This is a genomic window from Clostridioides sp. ZZV15-6388 (assembly GCF_020657755.1).
Lineage (GTDB): Bacteria > Bacillota > Clostridia > Peptostreptococcales > Peptostreptococcaceae > Clostridioides.
The window spans coordinates 57,370-81,229 of record NZ_JAGWCU010000012.1; the positions used below are offsets into that span (position 1 = coordinate 57,370).

Annotated in this window: 16 protein-coding genes and 1 pseudogene; 15 read left to right on the forward strand and 2 right to left on the reverse strand. The window is 29.2% G+C overall.

Translation table 11 applies throughout. The features are described 5' to 3' along the window. The first annotated feature begins 34 nt into the window (after positions 1-34). The 9 genes and pseudogenes from KGF48_RS09665 to KGF48_RS09705 all read left to right on the forward strand — a co-directional run bounded on the left by KGF48_RS09665 (position 35) and on the right by KGF48_RS09705 (position 10,274). Positions 35-1,441 carry a glycoside hydrolase family 1 protein gene (locus tag KGF48_RS09665; RefSeq protein ID WP_227867982.1) on the forward strand — a complete coding sequence of 469 codons (1,407 nt, stop codon included), beginning with the start codon at positions 35-37 and terminating at the stop codon, positions 1,439-1,441. Between the two features lie 24 nt (positions 1,442-1,465). Next, positions 1,466-2,314, forward strand: coding sequence for a PRD domain-containing protein (locus KGF48_RS09670; protein WP_227867983.1), 849 nt, complete (start codon positions 1,466-1,468; stop codon positions 2,312-2,314). A 417-nt stretch (positions 2,315-2,731) separates the two neighbouring features. Beyond that, the gene (locus tag KGF48_RS09675; RefSeq protein ID WP_227838879.1) at positions 2,732-3,211 is read left to right on the forward strand and encodes a GyrI-like domain-containing protein; all 480 of its coding nucleotides are present in this window, start codon (positions 2,732-2,734) and stop codon (positions 3,209-3,211) included. 352 nt (positions 3,212-3,563) lie between these two features. After that, complete coding sequence (gene vanR, locus KGF48_RS09680; RefSeq protein ID WP_227867984.1) at positions 3,564-4,265, forward strand: VanR-ABDEGLN family response regulator transcription factor; 702 nt, start codon at positions 3,564-3,566, stop codon at positions 4,263-4,265. Positions 4,266-4,275: 10 nt separating this feature from the next. Then, positions 4,276-5,397: a vancomycin resistance histidine kinase VanS gene (gene vanS, locus KGF48_RS09685; protein ID WP_227868000.1), complete on the forward strand. Its 1,122-nt coding sequence runs from the start codon at positions 4,276-4,278 to the stop codon at positions 5,395-5,397. Positions 5,398-5,686: 289 nt separating this feature from the next. Next, positions 5,687-6,733, forward strand: a complete 1,047-nt coding sequence (vanG, locus tag KGF48_RS09690) for a D-alanine--D-serine ligase VanG (RefSeq protein WP_227867985.1) — start codon at positions 5,687-5,689, stop codon at positions 6,731-6,733. Then, a complete protein-coding gene (locus tag KGF48_RS09695; RefSeq protein ID WP_227867986.1) occupies positions 6,730-7,536 on the forward strand; it encodes a M15 family metallopeptidase in 807 nt (268 codons plus the stop codon). The genes vanG and KGF48_RS09695 overlap by 4 nt, the downstream gene beginning before the upstream one ends. Positions 7,537-7,553: 17 nt before the next feature. Further along, positions 7,554-9,692 (forward strand): annotated as a pseudogene (gene vanT / locus KGF48_RS09700) (serine racemase VanT catalytic subunit). A gap of 225 nt (positions 9,693-9,917) precedes the next feature. Beyond that, positions 9,918-10,274: a VOC family protein gene (locus KGF48_RS09705; protein ID WP_227867987.1), complete on the forward strand. Its 357-nt coding sequence runs from the start codon at positions 9,918-9,920 to the stop codon at positions 10,272-10,274. 203 nt (positions 10,275-10,477) lie between these two features. Here the strand turns inward: KGF48_RS09705 and KGF48_RS09710 are convergent, their stop codons facing one another. After that, positions 10,478-11,800 (reverse strand): MATE family efflux transporter, encoded by a 1,323-nt coding sequence (locus KGF48_RS09710; protein ID WP_227867988.1) that lies wholly within the window; start codon positions 11,798-11,800, stop codon positions 10,478-10,480. A gap of 120 nt (positions 11,801-11,920) precedes the next feature. Here KGF48_RS09710 and KGF48_RS09715 point away from each other — a divergent pair, with 120 nt between their 5' ends. The 3 genes from KGF48_RS09715 (at position 11,921) to KGF48_RS09725 (ending at position 16,230) form a co-directional block, all read left to right on the forward strand. Beyond that, positions 11,921-12,814, forward strand: coding sequence for a LysR family transcriptional regulator (locus KGF48_RS09715; RefSeq protein ID WP_227867989.1), 894 nt, complete (start codon positions 11,921-11,923; stop codon positions 12,812-12,814). A gap of 333 nt (positions 12,815-13,147) precedes the next feature. Further along, positions 13,148-14,002 carry a helix-turn-helix transcriptional regulator gene (locus KGF48_RS09720; RefSeq protein ID WP_227838876.1) on the forward strand — a complete coding sequence of 285 codons (855 nt, stop codon included), beginning with the start codon at positions 13,148-13,150 and terminating at the stop codon, positions 14,000-14,002. 110 nt (positions 14,003-14,112) lie between these two features. Next, positions 14,113-16,230 (forward strand): UvrD-helicase domain-containing protein, encoded by a 2,118-nt coding sequence (locus tag KGF48_RS09725; protein WP_227867990.1) that lies wholly within the window; start codon positions 14,113-14,115, stop codon positions 16,228-16,230. Between the two features lie 319 nt (positions 16,231-16,549). Here KGF48_RS09725 and KGF48_RS09730 read toward each other — a convergent pair whose 3' ends face one another. Then, positions 16,550-18,793 carry an excinuclease ABC subunit UvrA gene (locus tag KGF48_RS09730; protein ID WP_227867991.1) on the reverse strand — a complete coding sequence of 748 codons (2,244 nt, stop codon included), beginning with the start codon at positions 18,791-18,793 and terminating at the stop codon, positions 16,550-16,552. 416 nt (positions 18,794-19,209) lie between these two features. Between KGF48_RS09730 and KGF48_RS09735 the strand changes: the two genes are divergently transcribed. From KGF48_RS09735 to KGF48_RS09745, 3 genes are all read left to right on the forward strand, one after another. Further along, complete coding sequence (locus KGF48_RS09735; RefSeq protein WP_227867992.1) at positions 19,210-20,145, forward strand: penicillin-binding transpeptidase domain-containing protein; 936 nt, start codon at positions 19,210-19,212, stop codon at positions 20,143-20,145. Positions 20,146-20,437: 292 nt separating this feature from the next. Next, on the forward strand, positions 20,438-21,121 hold the full coding sequence (locus KGF48_RS09740) for an ABC transporter ATP-binding protein (RefSeq protein ID WP_227435330.1): 684 nt from the start codon (positions 20,438-20,440) through the stop codon (positions 21,119-21,121). Further along, positions 21,118-23,778 (forward strand): ABC transporter permease, encoded by a 2,661-nt coding sequence (locus KGF48_RS09745; protein WP_227867993.1) that lies wholly within the window; start codon positions 21,118-21,120, stop codon positions 23,776-23,778. Before KGF48_RS09740 ends, KGF48_RS09745 begins: the two co-directional genes overlap by 4 nt. Positions 23,779-23,860: the final 82 nt, after the last annotated feature.

The window sequence follows — 23,860 nt, forward strand, 5'->3', positions numbered from 1 at the left end:
CGATTAAAAAATTAATATAAAGGGAGTGACATTTATGAATACAGGATTTCCAAAAAATTTTTTATGGGGGGCATCATCTTCAGCATTTCAAGTGGAAGGAGCTTGGGATAAAGACAATAAAGGAAAAACAGTGGCTGATTACAATTCTTTTAAAAAGTCTCACTTGCAAGCAGACACTAAAGTAGCATCAGATTTTTATTATAATTATGAAGAAGATATTGAATTGATGAAAGAATTAGGAATGAAAACTTATCGTTTCTCAATTTCATGGGCAAGAATAATTCCAGATGGAGAAGGAGAAATAAACCAAAAGGGGCTAGATTTTTATAATAAAGTAATAGATAAATTAATAGAGTGTGACATTGAACCATTCGTAACTTTATATCACTTTGACCTGCCATTTACACTAGTGGAGAAGTATAATGGTTGGGAAAGTAGAGAGACTGTTTATGCTTTTGAAAGATTTGCCAAAGTATGCTTTGAGCACTTTGGAGATAGAGTGAAATATTGGCAACCTCATAATGAACAGAATTTAATAGTTAGAGTAGAAGAGAGAATTAATATATACAATGAAACAGACCCATGGAAGATAGATAAAATGCGTGCTCAAATGGATTATAATCTTTGTTTAGCCCATGCATTGGTTGTTAATGCATGCCATGAAATGATAGAAGGAAGCAAGATTGGAGCAGCAGTATCATCATCTGTAACATATCCTCTTACATCTAAACCAGAAGATGTATACGCTGCAAGAATGAATGATAACTTTAAAGTGTACTACATGCTTGATATGCATTATTATGGAGAATATCCTGGGTATTATATGAATTATCTTGAGAAAAGAAATATAGTTCCTCATATGGAAGATGAAGATAAAGAAGTACTTAAAAAAGCTAAAATGGATTTTATAGCTGTAAATTATTATAGAACAAACTGTGCAGAGGCTTTACCTGAGGATTCACAACATCCATTTGGGTTAAGAGAAGGAACAGTTGACTTCAGTATGTATGGATTATTTAAAATGTCGATGAATCCTAATCTAAAGGCTTCAGAGTATGGTGCATCAATAGATTCATCAGGTCTTAGAGTTGCATTGAATGAATATTGGCAAAGGTATCACTTACCTGTTATAATAACGGAGAATGGGCTTGGAGCTAAAGATGTCCTTGAAGATGGTAAAATTCATGATGACTATCGTATAGATTATTTAAACAGTCACATAAATGCATGCAAATTAGCTATTGAAGATGGTGTAGAGATGATGGGATATTGTCTATGGTCATTTACAGACCTTTTAAGTTCTTCACAAGGTTTCAATAAACGTTATGGGCTTGTTTATATAAACAGGACAGACCACGAAACTTTAGATTTAAAAAGAATAAAGAAAGATAGTTTTTATTGGTATAAAGAAGTCATAGAGAGTAATGGAATAACAAAATAAATATAATATATTGAGGTTTTTAGTATGTACATTACAAAGGTATTAAATAATTCGTTGCTACTTGCAAAGGATGATAATGACGAAGAAATAATATTGATGGGAAAAGGAATTGGTCATAATTATAAGATTGGGTCTGAGTTAAATAAAGAAGATATAGAAAAAACTTTCGTTCTTCATGATGAAAATATAAAAAAGAGTATTATACAACTTGCATCAGAAATAGATGCAGAATACTTTGGTATAGCTCAAATGATAATCTCATATGGAATAGAAAAGTATAACTTAAAACTTATGAACCATATATACTTGGCTTTAACTGACCACATCGCCTTTGCAGTGAGACGATTTAAAGAAGGTATAATGATTGAGAATTACTATTTGTTTGAAATTAAAGAATTTAATCCAAAAGAATATGATATAGGAAAATATGCGATTACTGTTTTTAAGGAGGTTCTTGGTTTAGAACTACCAGAAGAGGAAATTGGTAATATAGCAGGCCATTTTATAAATGCACAACAAGACAATCCTTATAGTGATAGAAATAAGAGAAGTGCTAAAATTGTAAATGCCATTTTACAAATAGTTCATTATCACTTTTCTATTGTATATAATAAAGAATCCTTTTATTATATGAGATTTGTAATGCATCTAAAGGCTTTTTCTCAAAGATTTCTGGCTAATGAACCATCAAAAGAAAAGATAGATTTTATATATAATCAAGTACGCAAAAATTGTAAAGAAGAATATGAATGTGTAAAAAAAATAGGAGCTTATATATACAAGGAATACTCTAGAGAATTGCCTAGGCAGGAGGAATTATATTTAATGATTCATATTCATAAGATTCTAGGCGAATTAGATGAAAACTGTTAGAATGTTTTAGTATATTAGTAACTTGATAATAAAAATAAGAATTAATTAAATTTAAATAATGGAATTATTTTAAGAGATAGTTGTCAAACTATCTCTTAATTTTATGCAGAAGGTACCTATAAAAGAAGCAATTTAACAAATATGTTTAATCTTAATGTTATTAATATATTAGAAGAACTACAAAGTCAATTTTACTTTTCTTTATGACTTTAAATGATAAATACTAGCTATTTAACAAGTAGAACTATTTTTTATTTGAATTATCCATTATTTTGTATATATCTACTTAAAATAAGAGCATTGTGTGACAAGCATCATAATATTGGTTTTGCTATACTATTAATATAAAAAATGCAACTAATAATAAAGATTACAAAACAGAGGCTAAGAAAAAAATAAAATAATGGAGGATATAAAATGGCTAGAATATCTAATATAACGATGGCTGAACAGCCTGAGTATTGCATTTTAGCAATACGAAAAACTATTGACTTTATGGTGGAATTTTCAGAGTTTTCACAGCAAAGTTTTCGAAAAATTTCCAACTATCTAGAAGAAAAGGGAATATTGTCTGCAGGAGCACCAATTGTATGTTTTCATAACATGGACTTGGAAAAATTAGATGTTGAAGTAGGTTTTCCTGTAACTAATCATTCTGTATTTAATCATATGGATACAGAAAATGAAATTTTGCAAAAGATTGTTCCAACACAGAAAATAATAACTGCAATTGATTTAGGACCATATGAACTGCAAGACCCTACACTTGAAGAATTATTTTTGTGGGCGAAGGATAGGGGATATGAACTTCATGGAGATATCTATTATCAGTATTTGAATGATTTAAATCGTCCTGAAAGCGAGTATCTCACTAAAATGATGTTACCTATTATATAAACAACAAAACTGAATAAAAATTCTGCGGACACATAGGTTTAACTGTAATAAAAAACAAGTTAACTAACATTTTACTATGAATGGTAGTTAACTTGTTTTTTATATGGATTGTTTATGATATGACACATTAAATTGTTATTTAATAAGTGACTGAGAGACGTTTTTATTGAAAGTTACTACCTGTTATGCGATAATAAGGACTTGTTAGGGGAATTATTAAAATGATAGATAATTAAATATAGTAGTATTTTCTATAAAATTTAATTATCAAGCTATTTGTGCTTATCTAATATGCGATTTTACCAATATTATGGAGAATATCCTTAATAATAAGGAGAGTGAAAAATAATATATGAATGAAAATATTTTAATTGTAGATGATGAAAAAGAAATAGCAGATTTAATTGAAGTCTATTTAAAAAATGAAGGTTTTACAGTATACAAGTTTTACACAGGCAAAGAAGCTCTAGAATGTATTGAATCTAAAAACTTGGATATGGCTATTTTAGATATTATGCTTCCTGATATTGATGGATTTCAGATTTGCCAGAAAATTCGAGAGAAATACTATTATCCTATCATTATGCTAACAGCAAAAGTTGAAGACATAGACAAGATAATGGGTTTAACTATAGGTGCGGATGATTATATAACAAAGCCATTTAACCCTTTGGAAGTTGTTGCAAGAGTAAAAACACAACTAAGAAGATATATGCGATATAATAATTCTTCTGAACAACAAGCGATAACTGTCAATGAGTATGATATTAAAGGATTGATTATCAATAAAGAACAACATAAATGCAGTTTATTTGGTAAAGAAGTATCACTAACACCAATTGAATTTTCTATTCTTTGGTATTTATGTGAACATCAAGGAAAAGTGGTTCCTTCTGAAGAATTGTTTGAAGCTGTATGGGGTGAACAATATCTTGATAATAATAATACGGTTATGGCTCACATAGGACGATTACGTGAAAAAATGCATGAACCTTCTAAAAATCCAAAATTTATAAAGACTGTATGGGGAGTAGGTTATACAATTGAAAAGTAAAAATGCTAAAATGAATTCTGATTTTGGTCAAGTAAGAAATAAAATTTTTATGAGAACAGTTGTAATGGCACTTGCAGCTATTATCTTTATATGGATTTTATATTCTTTTATATTGTATGGTAATTTTTCTATTTGGATAATATCCTTCTTTGAAAATGTTTTTCGTATGGAATATAAAGCTGCATTGAATTTATATCAGCAACTTTTCCGTAATTATATGGAGATTTTTATGATATTAGCTATAGTAATTGTGTTTTTTCTAATATTCCGTGTATATTTAAATTGGTTTACAAAATATTTTAGTGAAATCAATCAAGGGATTGACTCGCTTATCAAAGAAGACGTTGGAGAAGTGGTTTTATCTTCAGAGCTATTGGCAATAGAGAAGAAAATAAACTCAATTAAACATACACTTGAACAACGTAAATTTGATGCACAAATGGCAGAACAACGTAAGAATGACCTTATTGTTTATCTTGCACATGATTTAAAAACACCATTAACTTCAGTTATAGGATATCTTACATTACTTCGAGATGAAAATCAAATTTCTGAAGAACTGCGAGAAAAGTATTTATCTATTTCGTTGGACAAGGCAGAACGTCTTGAAGATTTAATCAATGAGTTTTTTGAAATCACAAGGTTTAATTTATCAAATATAGAACTTGAATATAGTAAAGTAAACTTAGTTCGTATGCTTGAGCAACTAACATATGAATTTACTCCTACTTTAATGAGTAAGAATTTAAAATATACACTGAATGTAGCACCAAATATGATGATAAAGTGTGATGTTAATAAAATGCAACGTGTATTTGATAACTTATTACGAAATGCTGTTTATTATAGTTTTGAAGATACTACCATTGAAATAACAGCTATACAGGATGAAGATGATATAAAATTTGAATTTGTAAATCATGGTAATACAATTCCAGAGGAAAAAATTGAGCGTATTTTTGAACAATTTTATAGGCTAGATACATCTCGTAGTTCAAACAGTGGTGGAGCTGGATTAGGTCTTGCTATAGCTAAAGAGATAGTTGAGCTTCATAATGGAAAAATAACAGCTCATAGTGAAAATGATATAATCACCTTTGAAGTTATTATTCCGATTGTAGGAAATTTGTAAGAATTTCAGTATAAAAAAATAGGAAGTTCGTTAGGAGAAATAAATAAAGTGCACTCTTGTTATTGATATAATTACTGTATCAAAACAAGAGTGCTTTTTGTTTTGATACAGTAATTATATTAGTAGAAAAAGGTGAAAATGTATGTCATGAAATATATTAACTCAGCTATTTCCTTTTTTGCTTCCATTAAGAAAATGGCAACAAAAAAATTTTTTCATATGAGCATATTTGCGAAATTGGCGATGAACTATCTGATAATATAAATTTTATAATAAAGGAGAATTAAATATGAGTAAGAAAAAAATTGCAGTTATCTTTGGTGGGAACTCAACAGAATACGATGTCTCATTACAATCATCTTTTGCAGTACTTGGAAATTTGAATACAGAAAAGTATGATATTATACCAATTGGAATTACAAGGGAGGGCGATTGGTATCATTATACTGGAGATTATAATAATATCCAGAATAACACTTGGTTTGAAAGGTCTACTGATATAGTTCCAGTTGTTGTCTCTCAAAATCGTGTCCAAAATGGTATTATTGAATTCTGTAAGAACTATACTAAATATATTAAACTTGATTTTGTATTTCCTGTATTGCATGGAAAAAATGGAGAAGATGGAACAGTACAGGGACTATTTGAATTAGCAGGTATAAAGGTTATTGGATGTGGGACTCTTTCTTCAGCATTATGTATGGACAAAGATAAATCTCATAAACTTGTTTATGCAGAAGGTATTGAAGTGCCAAAATCAATCATAATAAAATATTCAGATAAATTTAATATAGCTGAAATGTCAAAAGATTTAACTTATCCATTATTTGTAAAGCCTGTGCGTGCAGGTTCATCATTTGGTATTAGTAAAATTTATAAAAAAGAAGACTTACAAGTAGCAGTAAACCTGGCTTTTGAACATGACAATGAGGTAATAATTGAGGAAAATATTGATGGCTTTGAGGTAGGTTGTGCAGTTTTAGGGAATGATGATTTACTTGTTGGAAGAGTAGACGAAATAGAGTTATCAAAAGGATTTTTTGACTATACAGAAAAATATACATTAAAAAGTTCAAAAATTCATATGCCAGCTAGAATTGATACTACTTGTGAGAAAAGAATACAAGATACAGCAAAAACTATTTATAGAGCTCTTGGATGTTCTGGATTTGCTAGAGTTGATATGTTTCTGACTCCATCCGGTAAAATTGTTTTTAACGAAGTCAATACAATTCCTGGATTTACTTCTCATAGCCGTTATCCGAATATGATGAAAGGTATTGGATTGTCTTTTGAAGAAATTTTGGACAAGATAATTGAGGTGCATGTAAAATGATAAATAATATTTTATTAAATAAAAATAAAGAAGATGAAATGGCAAATACTATTTTATTAACTAAAGATAAAATTTATGATGGAAATTTAATTCTAGTAAATGCTTCTTTACCAGTTAAAACATCTGAAGATATGGATTTAATCTCTGTGGATACAAGATTTCCAAGTATTCTTATGAAGCGTGAAGCTACAAATGTTTTACAACATATTTTAAAAAATATAGGTGGTATAAACGAAATAGTACCTGTAAGTGGATATCGTACTGCAAATGAACAACAGGATATATATTCAAGTTCTCTGCATGACAATGGAAAAGATTTTACTGAAAAGTTTGTGGCACTTCCAAATCGTAGTGAACACCAGACAGGGCTTGCTATTGACCTAGGATTAAAGAAAGATATTATAGATTTTATTTGCCCTGAGTTTCCTTATAATGGTATCTGTAATGAGTTTCGTAAAGTAGCACCACATTATGGTTTTATAGAGCGTTATCAGTGTAAAAAAGAAGAAATAACAGGAATATCTCAAGAACCATGGCATTTTCGTTATGTTGGATATCCACATTCTGAGATTATTAATAAAATGAATCTAGATTTTGAAGAATACATAGAATATATTAAGGGATTTTCCTATACAAACTGCTTGAAGATAGAGGATAAAGAAAAAATCATAGAAATATTTTATGTGCCTCTTTATGCTAAAGAAGAAGTAAGAATCTCTATTCCTGAACAATGTGTCTATCAAATATCAGGTAACAATAAGGATGGTTTTATTGTGACTCTTTGGAGAAATAAAAATGACTAAGAAATGGAGGAATAAGAATGATTAGGAATAAATCTTATGCAGGGCTTGATTATTTTAGGATAATAGCGGCGCTCCTTATAATTGCAATTCATACATCACCATTATTGTCATATAGTGAAATGTCTGACTTTATATTGACTCGTATAATTGCTCGTATTGCTGTGCCATTCTTTTTTATGCTATCAGGCTTTTTTCTGATTTCAACACATAATTATAATTATGATAAATTGAAATCTTTTCTAAAAAATGCATTATTTATCTATGGGATAGCTATTGTAATTTATATTCCTTTAAATATTTACAATGGATATTTTTACATGAATAATTTATTGCCTAATATTATTAAGGACATAGTATTTGATGGGACTTTATATCATTTATGGTATCTTCCTGCATCAATTATTGGTGCAAGTATTGCATACTTTCTTGTAAAAAAACTAGGTTTAAAATACTCATTTATAATTACTATTATCCTTTATGTAATTGCTATGTTTGGTGATAGTTATTATGGTTTTTCAGAAAAACTACCATTATTAAAGAATTTATATGAGTATATTTTTGAAGTATCAGATTATACAAGAAATGGTGTTTTTTTTGCTCCTGTATTTTTCATACTTGGAGGGATAATAGCTAATAAATATAATTACATGTCACCTAAAAATAGCTTGATTGGATTTCTTATATCATTCTTACTTATGTTTTGTGAAGGAATTCTTTTACATAAACTAGGGGTACAACGTCATGACAGTATGTATATCATGTTATTGCCATGTATGTATTTCTTATTTACAGCTTTAACATTTTTGAAAGGTCCTCGAGCTAGATTATTGCGAACATCGTCATTAATTATTTATATTATACATCCTATGATGATTGTAATTATTCGTATGTTTTCTAAAATACTTGGAATAGAAACTGTTCTAGTTGATAATAGCCTTATTCATTATCTAGTGGTAAGTTTAGCATCTTTTATGGCCTCTATAATTATTATATGGCTTCTTAAGCTTTTAAAAGAGAAACAGAAAAAGACTTGAAAGGTAAATACCAACAGAGCTTGGATTGAAATTGATTTAAATAATTTGGAACATAATGTAAAAGTATTACAAAACGCTATGCCAGAAGATTGTGAATTTATGGCAGTCGTGAAGGCTAATGCCTATGGTCATAGTGCTTTGGAAGTAGCAACTTGTGTAAATCAAATGGGTGTAAAAGCATTTGCTGTAGCAACAATAGATGAAGGTATTGATTTACGTCGATATGGAATATTAGGAGAAATTTTGGTTCTTGGATATACTAATCCAGTAAGGGCAAAAGAACTTCATAAATACAATCTTACACAGAGTATTATTGACCTTAATCATGCTATTTGTTTAAACAAACAGGGATACAATATAAAATCACATATTAAAATTGATACAGGTATGCATAGGCTTGGTTTTGATGCTAATGATATGATGTCAATTTTAAAAGCATCTAAATTAAAATACTTAGATATACATGGTATATTTACACACTTATGTGTTTCAGATAGTCTTATAGATGAAGATGTGTATTTTACAAATAAACAAATTGAATGTTTTTATAAGTTAATTGATTTGCTGTCAGAAAAAGGTATAAAATTCCCTAAAATACATATCCAAAGTAGCTATGGTTTTTTAAATTATCCTAATCTTAAGTGTGACTATGCAAGAATTGGAATTGCATTATATGGGGTACTAAGTTCTCCAAATGATACGACCAAACTGCAACTTGATTTACGTCCTGTTTTATCTTTAAAATCACAAGTAGTTCTTATTAGAAAGATACAAAAAGATGATAGCTTTGGGTATGGAAGAGTATTTGTTGCAGGCAGAGACAGCACAATTGCTATACTATCTATTGGTTATGCTGATGGTATACCTAGAAATTTATCTTGTGGAAAAGGATATGTAATAATAAATGGTTGTCAAGCACCAATAGTAGGTCGAATTTGCATGGACCAACTTGCTGTTGATATTACATATATACCTAATGTAGAAGTTGGTAATACAGCTATATTAATAGGAAGAGATAATTTATCTGAATTATCTGCTCCTGAAGTTGCAGATAACTCAGGTAGTATATCAAATGAATTATTGAGCAGAGTGGGAAGAAGATTAAATGTTATAAAGAAATAACTTAATTGAATAAACATATCTGTTGTATTACATAATTTATTTTATTTTGGCTAGATATTTCTAATAATATTCTACCTTAAATATATACTTGTTAATTTACATGACAATTTAGACAATGTATAATATATGATGTGGTAGGGGTGTAATGATTGATGTATTGTCATAATATTTGCAAAATGATATAATCGAGAAGAAATAAGACAGAGAAATAAAGGAGTAAGTAATATGAAGATATATGATGTATTAACACGCTTTTATATTAAGGATATAGAAAATGCCATTCCTTTTTATGAAAATCTTTTAAAGGAGAAATGTTCTTTACGTTTTTCTTATAAAGAAGTGGGGTTAGAGTTGGCTCAGGTAGGAAACATTTTGCTGTTATCTGGTTCTGATACTGATTTTAAACCATTTATAGAAACGAAAGCTACTTTTATGGTTGATTCTGTGGATGAATGGAGAAGTTATCTGCTACAAAGTGGAGCAGTAGTGATAAGAGATAAGAAAAAAGTTCCTACAGGATATAATATGACAGTAAAACATCCAGATGGCACAATTATAGAGTATGTTCAGCATACAAAATAAAATTAGCTCAAAACATGGGATTAACTCAAACACAATATTAACTTAAAATAGAGTTACTAATAAATAGCTTAGGGTAATATATTATATACTCAAAAGTTTAATTTGTTAATCTTAACTCTGATATATTATAAATTAGATTAATATCTATCAAAATAAAAAAAGTTATTTACATAAAAGGTGAACTTTGAATAGAGTTCACCTTTCTATTTTTTTGACTTACAAAAAATAATATACTGAAATGTTACAACAGAAAACCATCCTATACCAGTAGCAAATGCAATCGTCTTTAAACCAAATTGTTGAATAAACAAATAAGAAATAATAACACGAATTGATATATGTAAGATGGTTCCAATCACAGGAATATTTACTTTTCCACTTCCTCTATACCATCCAACAAATGCACTCCCTATAAAACATAAAACATAGAAAATAGCTATAGTTTTCATGTACTCTATGCCATTTATCATAATTCTACTATTGGAATTATTCGTCATAAATTCAATAGTAGTCTTTGCGAAGAAATACATTATCAAAGATAATCCAATTCCTAGACACACTAGGATAATCAATCCTGTATAAAATCCTTGTTTTGCTCTTTTTCTATTTTCATTTCCAGTATTTTGTGCGACAAATATAGAGATAGCCTCAGCACCACTATCACCAAAAGAATTAGCAAAGCCTTCAATTCTTGTTGTGGCAGTGTATGCCGTAATCATGTCTGTTCCCATTAGATTTACAGCTCCCTGTACTAGTAATTTTCCAATATATAAACTGGATTGATGAAGAGCTGAAATTAGGCTATAGGATAGAGTTAATCTTAATAATTTCCATTCAAACTTCATATCTTCCTTTCTAAACAAAAGAAATGAAATGTTTTTTCTTATATAAATAAAACAAAGAATTGATGCAAGAGTCTGTGAAAGTACAGTTGCAGAAGCTGCTCCTTGGATTCCAAAATCACATACTGCAACAAAAACTATATCCAAAACAGTATTTATTATCATTGAAAACATTAAGATAATTAGAGCAGCTTTAGTATTTCCAACAGCTCTCAAGGCTGCCGATAATAAATTATAAAAATATGTTGCGATAAGTCCACAAAAAATAATATTTAGGTATGATATCGCAATACTTGAAACTTCTTGTGGTGTATGAATTAGATTTAGTAATGGAGAAAGTATAAATATTGCACATATACTTAATCCTAAAGTTAATATAATGCCAAAAACAGTTGCTAGAAAAGATTCTTTTCTAAATGAAGATAAATCACCAGCTCCATAAAAATGTGCAAATATAATTGATATACCTGTACAACTTCCACTTAGTACAAATATAAAAAGGTTCATAATAGTTCCAGCTACACCTACAGAAGCAAAAGCAGTTTGACTTACAAACCTACCAACTATAATAGCATCAATAGTATTATAAAGTTGTTGGAGTATATTTCCTAAGAGTAATGGGAACATGAGTATAAGCAATTCATTCCTTATGTTTCCCTCTGTTAAGTTAGTTGTATATTTCATAATGACACCTCGTTAAATCTTAAGATACAATTAGTTTACAGTCATATTAAATAATTGTAAAATGCTGTTTTTATCCATATAATATAAATAAATATTTATATTATGAATTGGGGTAAGATTATGACAGAACTTGAGATACAAGCTTTTTTGACTATTATAAAGCTAGGAAGCATTTCTGCTGCTGCTGAAAGTTTATATGTTACTCAGCCAGCCTTAAGTAGACGCATACATGCATTAGAAGCTGAATTGGGATACAAATTAATTAATCGAAAAAAAGGAGTACGAATATCAGAGTTGACAGAAGAAGGGAAGGCATTTGTTCCAATAGCAGAAAAATATAAAACTCTCTTACAAGAAGCTAAGTATATAACTAAGATTGATAGAAGTAAAATTCTAAATATATCCTCTATAGGAAGTATTAGTTCATACATCCTTCCAGATGTATTTTCCTGTTTTATGAATACATATCCAGAGTATAATGTAAACTTTTACAACTATCATTCTTATGAAGCATACGATTATGTTTCCAAGGGTGAAGTTGATATAGCCCTTATTTCAGATGATATGTTTTTTAATAACATAGAAACAATACCAATATTTAAAGAAGCCATGTTACTGGTAACAAGTTATGGCTCAAAATACAATGGGGAATTGCACCCATCTGTTTTAGATGTTGCGGATGAAATAAGACTTCCATGGAATCCTGAATATGATTTGTGGCATAACTTTTGGTTTCGCTCAACTCTTCAACCTAAAGTATTTTTAGACCAGATGTCTCTTTTAGAATATTTTATGAGACAAGAAAATGTATGGGCAATTGTGCCAGTGTCAGTAGCATATCATCTTAAGGAAATATCCAATATCGAGATACATTATATAAAGGATGCGCCACCAGATAGGTTTATTTATTACTTAGTTAAAGAATCTAATAAACAGGAAACAATAGCCAAATTTTTAGCTTTATTAAACAAAAAACTATTGCAAATTAAAGGATTGGAGTCTTTAATTAAATAATAGAAGAAAAGATAGTAAATTTGAAATTTTATTTTAAGCTAAATAAATTAAGTGTATATTTAAAAATAAAGAAGTATTTATATAAAGAAGAGTATTTCAAGAGAATATTAAGAATCTCAAATGAAATACTCTACTTTACTTTTTTATGATTATATTATATGAAGAAGTGGATATTATTAAGTTAGGAATATGTAAGAAAATTTGAAAATAGGTTATAGGATGAGATAGATGTATAAACAATAATTTTTACATTATAAAAAAGAGCAAGATTTATTAAATATGACTAAGAAGTAACTGATATAATGTCTCATGGATAAAAGGAGGAGAGCTGCAATGTTTTATAAAGTAAATAATGTTATAACTGCTATTGATTATATAGAGGAACATTTATCAGAAAAGCTGGACTTAGATATAGTTGCTAATGCTGTTCATTATTCAAAATATCATCTACATAGAACTTTCACAACTTCTGTTGGTTTGACAATGCATGATTATATAAAACGAAGAAAACTCACAGAGGCAGCAAAACTATTAGTATTTTCTAAAAAATCGATTATTGAAATTGCATTGATAGCTGGCTATGAAAGTCAACAAGCATTTACTTCTGTATTTAAAGATATGTATAAAAAATCTCCAAATAAATATCGAAAAGAACAAGAATTTTATCCTTTGCAGCTAAGATTTGTTTTGAAAAAAGATAATTTATTTTCAAAAAATATATCGGAATTAGAAAAAGATATTACACTTGCTAAGATATCTGATATACCATTATGGATGAATTTAGTCAGATTGGTTATAGATGGTTTTCCAAATTTACAGGAGGAAGAGTATATTTCTCAATTAAAACAATATATTTTGGAAGAAAGAGCCTTGATATTAAAATTTAATAACATTGCTATTGCAAATATGATATTTAATAAAGAAACTGGAAGCATTGACTTTTTTGGAATACACCCTCAATATCGTAATTCAGATATTGCACAGGTGTTTCTGAAAAAGGTTATTGAGAATTTTTTGATAGATACATCTATCTCAATCACAACTTTTAGAGAAGGAGATAAAGCTGATACAGGGCATCGGAATATGATAAAGAAGTTAGGTTTTGCAGAAGCTGAATTACTGACTGAATTTGGGTATCCTACTCAAAAATTTGTTCTGTCTTCTGAGAATGATAAAGACAATGAATAGTACTAATGAGTTAACTAAATTTGAACCAAAGAGCAAGAATGATTAAAAAATTTAAAGTTCAATTCAGTATAATGATTTAAGATAATACTCAGTTGACAAGGAGGGTTCAAATGTCTAAAAATCAGCAATTAGAAAGTTGTAATTCTATCACATCTGTTTCTAAACATAATATATCTGAACAAAAGATAGAGTTAAAAACATCTTTTCCAGATGAGATTTCATATCTTATAGATATAAATAACAAGTTGGATAATTCTTTGGAGAAAGCAGAAAATTCAGTTGATAAACTTGATAGAGATTACATGGATGCTAAATTATATATGGTAAAGAATCGTGGAGAGATAGACCCACATGAAATGTTTCAGAATGAACTGGCACTAAAGCAAATAGATAGTTATGGGGCTTTTATGGTAAAAGTTCGAGACAAGATTGCTAAAATGAAAGATTCGCCATATTTTGCTAGGATAGATTTTAAACTAAAAGATGAAGATGATGATTCAAAGTATTATATTGGTCGATTTGCATTTGATTATGAAAATGAACTTCTAATACTCGATTGGCGTTCTCCAATGGCCAGTATGTTTTATGATTGTGAGATAGGGCCAGCAGGGTATAATGCACCACTAGGATGGATAGATGGAGAAATAACACGTAAACGACAGTTTAAAATTAAAAATGGAACACTGGAATATGTACTTGAAAGTTCTATGAATATACAAGATGATATTCTTCAACAGGAACTTAGTAATACTTCAGATGAAAAGATGAAATCCATCATTTCAACAATACAAAAAGAGCAAAATCAAATTATTAGAAATGACAAGGCTGACACTCTCATTATTCAAGGAGTAGCTGGTTCTGGAAAAACATCTATAGCATTACATCGAATTGCTTTTCTTCTTTATCGATTTAAAGATAAGATATCAGCAAATAATGTAATTATTCTATCACCTAATAAAGTCTTTGGTGACTATATTTCTAATGTACTTCCTGAGCTAGGAGAAGAACCCCTATGTGAATTAAGTTTTGAAGATATAGCCGAAGTTCAATTAGAACGAATTATTGATTTTGAAGGAGAAAAAGATTCTCTGGAAATAAATGATGTACAATGGGATGAAAGAGTACGTTTCAAGTCTACACTTGATTTTTTAAAGCTTATGGACAAATATATAAAGCAAATGCCAAATAGACTTTTTATTCCTAAAGATTATACTTTTGGAAGTTTTACAGCTAAAAGTGATTGGATACGAAGAAGATTTGATGCATATAACAAATATCCAGTTAAGCAAAGGCTAGAGATGGTAGCAGAAGATATTCGTTATAGATTTGAATCAGATAATATTATGGAAGAAGACTTACCAAAAGTAAAAAATATACTGAAAAGTCTAAATGGAATGCTAACAATAAAAAATACTCTGGCACTGTATAAGGACTTCTTCAAACAGATGAATATTCAAGATATGTTTGTAATGTCATCAAAGAAGACTCTGGAGTGGGCAGATGTGTATCCATTTATATATCTTCATGCTGCCTATGAAGGATTACAAGAAGACAAAGTGATAAGACACATTGTTATTGATGAAATGCAAGATTATACTCCTATTCAATATGCTGTAATAAACTTGCTTTTCAAATGTAAAAAGACTATCCTTGGAGATTTTGGACAACTAATCAACCCCAATCATCTACATACGTTAGATGATATGGTGCAGATTTATGATGGTGGAGAGTTAGTAATGTTAAATAAGAGTTATCGTTCTACTTTTGAGATTATTAATTTTGCCAAGAAAATTCAAAATATAACTTCACTGGAAGCTATAGAAAGACATGGTGAGGAGCCAGTTTTAATTAAATGCATCAATGAACAAGATGAGATAGATAAGATAAAAATGGAGATTGAGCAGTTTGAGGAAAGCAACAATGCTACCCTTGGTATTATACTAAAAACCAACAGTGAGGCTAAAGCAATCTATGATGTTATTAAGCAAGAATATGATGTTAATTTAATATCTCCTGAAAGCTCTAGTTTTGTAAAAGGCGTATCAATTACTTCTATTAAAATGTCAAAAGGGTTGGAGTTTGATGAAGTTGTTATTCCTTCAGTAAATAATAAAACATATTACAATGATTACGACCGTAGTTTATTATATATTGCTTGTACACGGGCTATGCATAGACTTAAGCTTACATACACTGGAAATTTAACGCAGTTGATAGAACTTAATTGAGATATATATAGTTTATATAAGCTTACCTAAGATTACTCTATAAATTATTCAATTATACAAGTTTAACGTTTGTGTATATAATTGTATTTGTTGAAATTTTTTTATTTTACCAATTATTTTGTTAATCATTTTGTTAATTCTATAGATTAAAGTATCTTCTATAGAATTAACAAAATATCAGCAGTACTATTTGAGGTAATTAGAACTGTACAAGCCATAAATAAAATATATAATTATGCATATTCTTATTTCGTACTTTAATAGATATTTTTTTAAATGAAAAAGCATTTCTTCTGTAGTTTTATTTACACCATTGTTCTTATTTTTTTATTGATTTTCTAAGAAAGTCTGATGTTATAGTATTACCTTTTTCAAGCATTTCTAATGGAGTACCTTCAAACACCACCTGCCCACCATTTTTACCACCATCAGGTCCAATATCAATCACCCAATCTGCTTGTTTTAAAACATCTAAATTATGTTCAATGATAATAACTGTATTACCTTTGTCTACTATTCTTTCAAAAATCAACATAAGTTTGTCAATGTCGGACATATGAAGACCAGTAGTTGGTTCATCTAGAATATATATAGTACCTTTTTTATTAAGATTTTTTGCTAGTTTAATTCTTTGACATTCTCCACCAGACAGTGTACTAAGTGGCTGCCCTAAAGTCATATAAGATAATCCCACATCTTTCATAGTTTGTAGTATTTTGCAAAGTTTCTTTTCTGTAAAGAATTCAAGAGATTCATCCACTGTCATAGAAAGAACTTCAACTATATTTTTACCCTTGTATAATTTAGACAGGACTTCTTCATTATATCTAGTACCTCTACAAGCTTCACATGTGTTAATAACAGGGTCCATAAATACCAGTTCTGTAACAAGTACTCCTTTTCCATTACAAATAGGACAAGCCCCTTTAGAATTAAAGCTGAATAAACTTTCGCCAACATTATTTTCCTTAGCAAAAAGTTTTCTTATCTCATCAAAAAAACCAAGAAATGTAGCTGGCATAGAGCGATTTGTAGTTGTGATAGGGTTTTGGTCAATTTTAATAACATCTTTTTCATATTTTTTTGCAAAAATACGAGAAATTAAAGTACTTTTACCAGAACCAGCAACTCCAGTAACAACTGTCATGATTCCAACTGGTATATCTATATCAACATTTTTTAGATTATGCAAACAAGCTCCTCTAATGGGAAGAAAGCTTTTTGCTTTACGAGTATTAGATTTTAGAGATAATGATAAATTCATGGCTTTTGAAGTAAGTGTATTTGCTAGAAGTAATTCATTATAGGTACCTTGAAATATAATATTTCCTCCATGTTTACCAGCATTTGGGCCAATATCTATAATCTCATCGGCTATAGATATGACATCTTTATCATGCTCTACTACCAAAACTGTATTTCCTCTGTCTCTAAGTTTTTTTAATAATTGATTCATACGATATACATCTCTTGGGTGCATTCCAGTGCTGGGTTCATCAAAAATATAAGTTAGACCTGTGAGACTACTTCCCATATAGCGTACAAGTTTTAATCTCTGGGCTTCTCCTCCAGATAGAGAAGTTGATTCCCTATTTAGATGTAAATAAGGAAGTCCAATATCAATCATTCTTTTTAAACCATCAGTAAGAGCGTTGACAACTGTTTCAACTTTTTTATCATTTATTTGAGAGAGTAAATTATAAAGTTCAGTAAATTCCATATTACCCATATCTGCTATAGAATACCCTAAAATAGTGCAGTTAAGTGCATCTTTATTTAATCTTTTTCCATGACATTGAGGACATTCCTCATCAGTTATAAGTCTTTCCGACTTTTCTTTGGTGTGTTTGCTCATATTGCTAATATCTCGATTTAGATATGTTTGATTGTACTTATTAAAAATACCTTCAACTTTTGAATTTTCAGGCTTGCTTTTTCCATCTCTTGAGCCATATAGCAATAAATTATATTCCTCCATAGAATAATACTTTAGAGGTTTATCTAAATCAAATAGTCCAGATTCAGCATATTGTTTCCAATACCATGAATTAGGTTTAAATAGAGAGTCATTTACACAACCTTCATTCCATGAATTTTTAGGATTTAGAATAGATTCAATATTAATCACTTTAACTCTACCAATTCCAGAACAGTTTTTGCACATACCATTTGGGTCATTAAACGAAAAGTAGGATGCTGTTCCTATATATGGTTTTCCAATTCTAGAAAATAATAATCTTAGTGAAGAATACAAATCGCTTATAGTTCCTACTGTAGAACGTGCATTGCCACCAAGAGGAGACTGGTCCACGATTACAGAAGCAGTTAAATTATCAATCAGTTCTACATGAGGTTTTTTGTATTTTGGAAGTCGACCTCTAATAAATGCTGAATATGTTTCATTCATTTGTCTTTGTGATTCTGCTGCAATTGTGTCAAATACAATACTTGATTTTCCAGAGCCAGAAACTCCAGTAAAGACAATGATTTTGTTTTTGGCAAGTTTAAGTGATATGTTTTTTAAATTATTATGTGTAAGTCCTTTTATTATGATATCTGACATAAATACTAAGTCCTTTCTTTATATATTTGAGTAGCGTAATTATATTATGTAGTTATATTATAATAAGATTAAAACCTATTTTCCTGATATATTCTGCTATATTACAGATATTATTTTTAAATTTGTTTACATTGTAAACAGTATTAATTAGTGATGTTGCATATAAAAAACAAAAATCCTATCATAGAACTTATTTAAAATTTAGTAAAAATGAGCGAGTTTAAAAGATTTAAATAACTTGACTTTTAAAACTTACTATTGTAATATTTTAAATACTACAATAGTAAGTTTTAGGTGCGTATTCAGGCATAGTCTTACTACTTGAAGGGAGAGAATAATGTTACTGATAGTTATAATAGTGGTTTTTATAATATTAGAGGAGGATTATAGATATACATATTAGGAAGGAGTAAGGTATGAAAAGAAAAACAAGTTTTATTTTAATAATTATTCTATTAGTCATTGTGTTTATAGCAAAATATTTAATGGGAAGTAATCAAAATAATAAAGAACAAAATATTAAGAGTAACAATACAAATTTTAAATCAAATAAATTAGAGGCTAAAGATAGTACACAGGAGAAAAAAGATAAAGTTAATGTAGTTGATTATAGTGATTGTTTTAAAGATATTAGTGGAGGAGCTATTTTTTACAGTAGTAAAAATAAAGAATATAACATATATAACAAAGAATTAATTGAAACAAGGGCTTCACCTTGTTCTACTTTCAAAATAATTTCAACATTAATTGGTTTAGAAAAGGGAATAGTAAACTCAAAAGAATCAGTTATGGGGTATAATGGAACAATTTATGAGATTGAAGATTGGAATAGAAATCTTAATCTAGAAGAAGCATTTAAAGCATCTTGTGTTTGGTATCATAGAAAACTGATGAATCAAGTTGATGCTAAATTTGTTCAAAACACACTAGATAATCTAAAATATGGAAATTGTGACATTAGTGAGTGGGAAGGAAATTTAAAAAATGGAAGTAAAGATTTAAATGGGTTCTGGTTAGAATCTTCATTAAAAATATCTCCTAAAGAGCAAACACAAGTATTAGCTAAAGTTTTTGAGGGTGATACAAGCTTTAAAAAAGAGAATATTAATCTCTTGAAGGACATTATGAAAATAGATATAAATGATAAGAAAATGAATGTATATGGTAAAACTGGAACAGGATTTGATGAAAAGAAGCAATGTGTTGATGCATGGTTTGTTGGTATGGTAGAAAATGAAGATGATACATATTACTTTGCTATTAAATCAGATGATTCTAATAAAGAAATTGGAGGACCAAAAGTAAAAGAGATTGCAATTGATATAATTAAGAAATATTACAGTACTATATAATAGACATAACTTTATACTAAAATATAGGTAAATTTAAGGAACTATGCAATGAATTGATAAATATATTGCATAGTTTTTATTTTATTTATATTATCTTAAGTAGATGTAAAAAGATATGAACAAAATTTAATAAAAAATAATCTTATATTGGTTAAAAATTATAAGGTGTTTATGTAAAGTATCATATTTAATTGAAAAGAGGATTTTAAGAGAGTGTAAACATTTAGTTTGGTGTGTCACTATAATGTCATTTTGGATTGCTAAACTTTAACTATAAAGGAGATGATTGTATATGGAAATACTAAAATGTGAAAATTTAACAAAGACATATGGCTCAAATCAAACCATGGTGACAGCTCTTAATAATTTGAATTTATCAGTTCAAAAAGGTGATTTTGTATCTATAGTAGGAGCCTCTGGTTCTGGGAAATCTACATTACTTCATATGCTTGGAGGAGTAGATAGACCTACATCTGGAAAAATTTATATTGAAGACACTGAAATAGCAAGCTTAAAAGAGGAAGCATTGGCAATTTTTCGACGTAGAAAAGTAGGGCTTATATATCAATTTTATAATCTTATACCTACTCTTGATGTTAGAAAAAATATATTATTACCAATGTTACTTGATAAAAGGAAAGTGGATGAAGATAGGTTTTCTGAAATTGTATCTACACTTGGATTAACTGATAGGCTTAAACATCTTCCAGGTCAACTTTCAGGTGGACAACAGCAAAGAGTAGCTATAGCTAGAAGTTTAATATATAGACCAGCTATTTTATTAGCAGATGAACCAACAGGTAATCTTGATAGAAAAAATTCTGAAGAAATTGTAGATTTACTAAACTTATCAAATAAACGATTTAATCAAACAATACTTCTTATTACTCATGATGAAAAAATAGCATTAGAAGCAAATCGTATTATAACTATGGAAGATGGTATGATAGTTTCTGAAAAGGTGGTGAAGAAATGAATATTCTTCAAGAATACACCTTAGATTTTGTACGTCGTAATAAGCGCAGTAGTATGGCTATAATGTTAGCTATATTACTTACTACAACTATGATGTCTTCTTTGTGTGGACTATTATATACAATGTGGAGTGATTTTATAAGGCTTTCAATTGAGAAAGAAGGTAATTGGCATGGAGAGTTATTTGATGAAACTCATGGAAGTGACTTATCATTAATTGAAAATTTCTCTTCAGTTGATGATGTGATGATTAAAGGACAGTGGTATGTAGGTAAAATTGATGATGATAAAAGGGATTACATAATTTATAGAAATGCTACCTCAGAATATTGGAATTCTATGCCAGAGAAAGACACTATACTAGAGGGTCGTCGACCAAATAATGCTAATGAAATTGCACTATCAAAACAATATTTTGAGAGTAATCCAAATGTAAAAATTGGTGATAAGATTACTATACCAATAGGAGATAGGGTTTTAAATGGAAATCTTCTTGAACCCGTAGCTCCAAAATCGAAAGGTGAAAGTTTTAAGGAGATTTCAGAGACTACGTTGACAATAGTAGGGAAAATAGATGTTACTACTTCATCAGTTGTACCTGCATATACAGCTCTTGGTTATCTTGATAGAGCAAGTATAAAGCCTAGTGATAATATTACTGTATATTTACGATTTAAAAATATTAGAGATACATATAAAGAGCTTCCAAAGCTTGCTAAATCATTAGGATGGAAAATGAATGAATATGGAAAATACAATCTTAAGTATAATAGTAATTATCTTTTAAAAATGTTAGTTTTTTCTCCAGAGCAAAAAGCATCTATGAACAGTATAGAAAAATTTTCAACACCTATTATGTATCTAACAATAGCAATCTTTACAGTAGGCGTATTTGTAATGGTGATTTACAATGCTTTTGCACTATCAGCAAATGCTAGACTTACTCAATTGGGTATACTAGCTAGTATTGGAGCATCACCAAAGCAGATTAAAAAGTCTGTGGTTTTTGAAGGGTTTTTATTGACAATTATTCCTTTGCCTATAGGCTTATTTTTAGGATGGGCATTGTGTAAGGGTCTTGTAAGTTATATTAATTCAGTCGATACTGTTAATAATAATCAACAGGTAATCTTTACTTATGGTGTTATTGCTTTCTTGCCAGCTGTTTTACTTACAATAATAACAGTATGGATTTCTGCACTTATCCCAGCACGTAAAGTATCAAAAATATCACCTATAGAAGCAATTAGACAAGGTGATAGTATTAAAATCAAAAAGTCACATAAATATTCACTAACAAACTTATTTGGTATAGAAGGAGAGCTTGCAGTAAATGCGCTTCGTTCCCGTAAAAAATCTTATCGTACCGCAACAATATCTTTAACACTTTCTTTTTTATTGTTGACGAGCTTTCTAAATATAATTGCATGTCAAAGAGGTGCAGAGCGTGTTTATGGTAGTGATATTTATGCTAATCAAAGGGATATATCATTGCATTTGGAAAATAGTGAACCTGCAGAAAAACAGTTTTTAGAACAATTAAACAGTACACAAGGTGTAGAGAGTTCATTATATTATCTAAAAATGTCTGCAATCACTTGGTTAACTGAAAAAGACGCTTCAAAAGAGCTTGCAAAGAGTGGAGGATTTAAAAAGATAGTATCAGCTAAAAAATATGCTCCTATAGAACGTGATGGTAAGTTTCGTATTACTTCAACTATGATTGGACTTGATGATGAGAGTTTTGCAAAATATTGTAAACAACTTTCTATAGACCCAAAACCATATTATGATACAAAAAATCCGATTTCGATTGTATATAATCGTGAGGAAAATGTTGAGCGTAGTACACGTAGGGATAAAGTATATATAGATTATTTAAATCTTTCTGTAGGAGATAACATTACATTAAATGAAAAGGTATATGATGAAGATGAGGGAAATTATACTTTTAATATGAAAGTAGGAACTATTACAGATACACTTCCACAAATAGCAGAAAATCTTGGTAGATACACATTAATTCAAATAGTACCAATGTCTATAGTACAGGATGTGTCCAAAAACTATCATGAAAACCGTAGATTAAAATCAAATAGAATAACAGGGTTATTTAAAATAGATAATCATGATAATATTTCTAAAGTAAGAAAAGAGTTTGAATCTATTTGCAATAAATATTATGGGTCAGGTGATTATAGCATTAATGATGTTGTAGAAAATGAAGAATTAAGTGAGAGTGGACAAATAACTATGAATTTGATAGTAGGATTTATTACAGCATTATTAGCTGCAATTGGTTTATCCAATGTATGGGCGACTGTTTCAGGGAATCTTAGAAGTAGACGACAAGAATTTGCTATGTTACGTTCTGCAGGATTGTCTCCAAAGGGTATGAAAAAGATGCTTATCCTAGAAGGATTATTTTTTGGTCTTACACCATTATTACTCAGTATTCCTGTGCAAATAGCTATATTGTATGCTTTCATCCATATAAATGAAATAAGTTTTATGGAGTACTTATTATTTGCACCAATATCCATAGTGACGAGCTTTACCATATTGATACTTATTGTAGTAATAGCGTCGTATACTATGGGATGTAAACAATTAAAGAGTGAAAACATAGTAGAATCTATAAAAAATGAGACAATATAAACAAGATTTATTGAATATTTTTTAAAAGCAACTTTAAAGAATATTGTGTGTAAGTGATAGATAATGTGTAAATGATAGATAA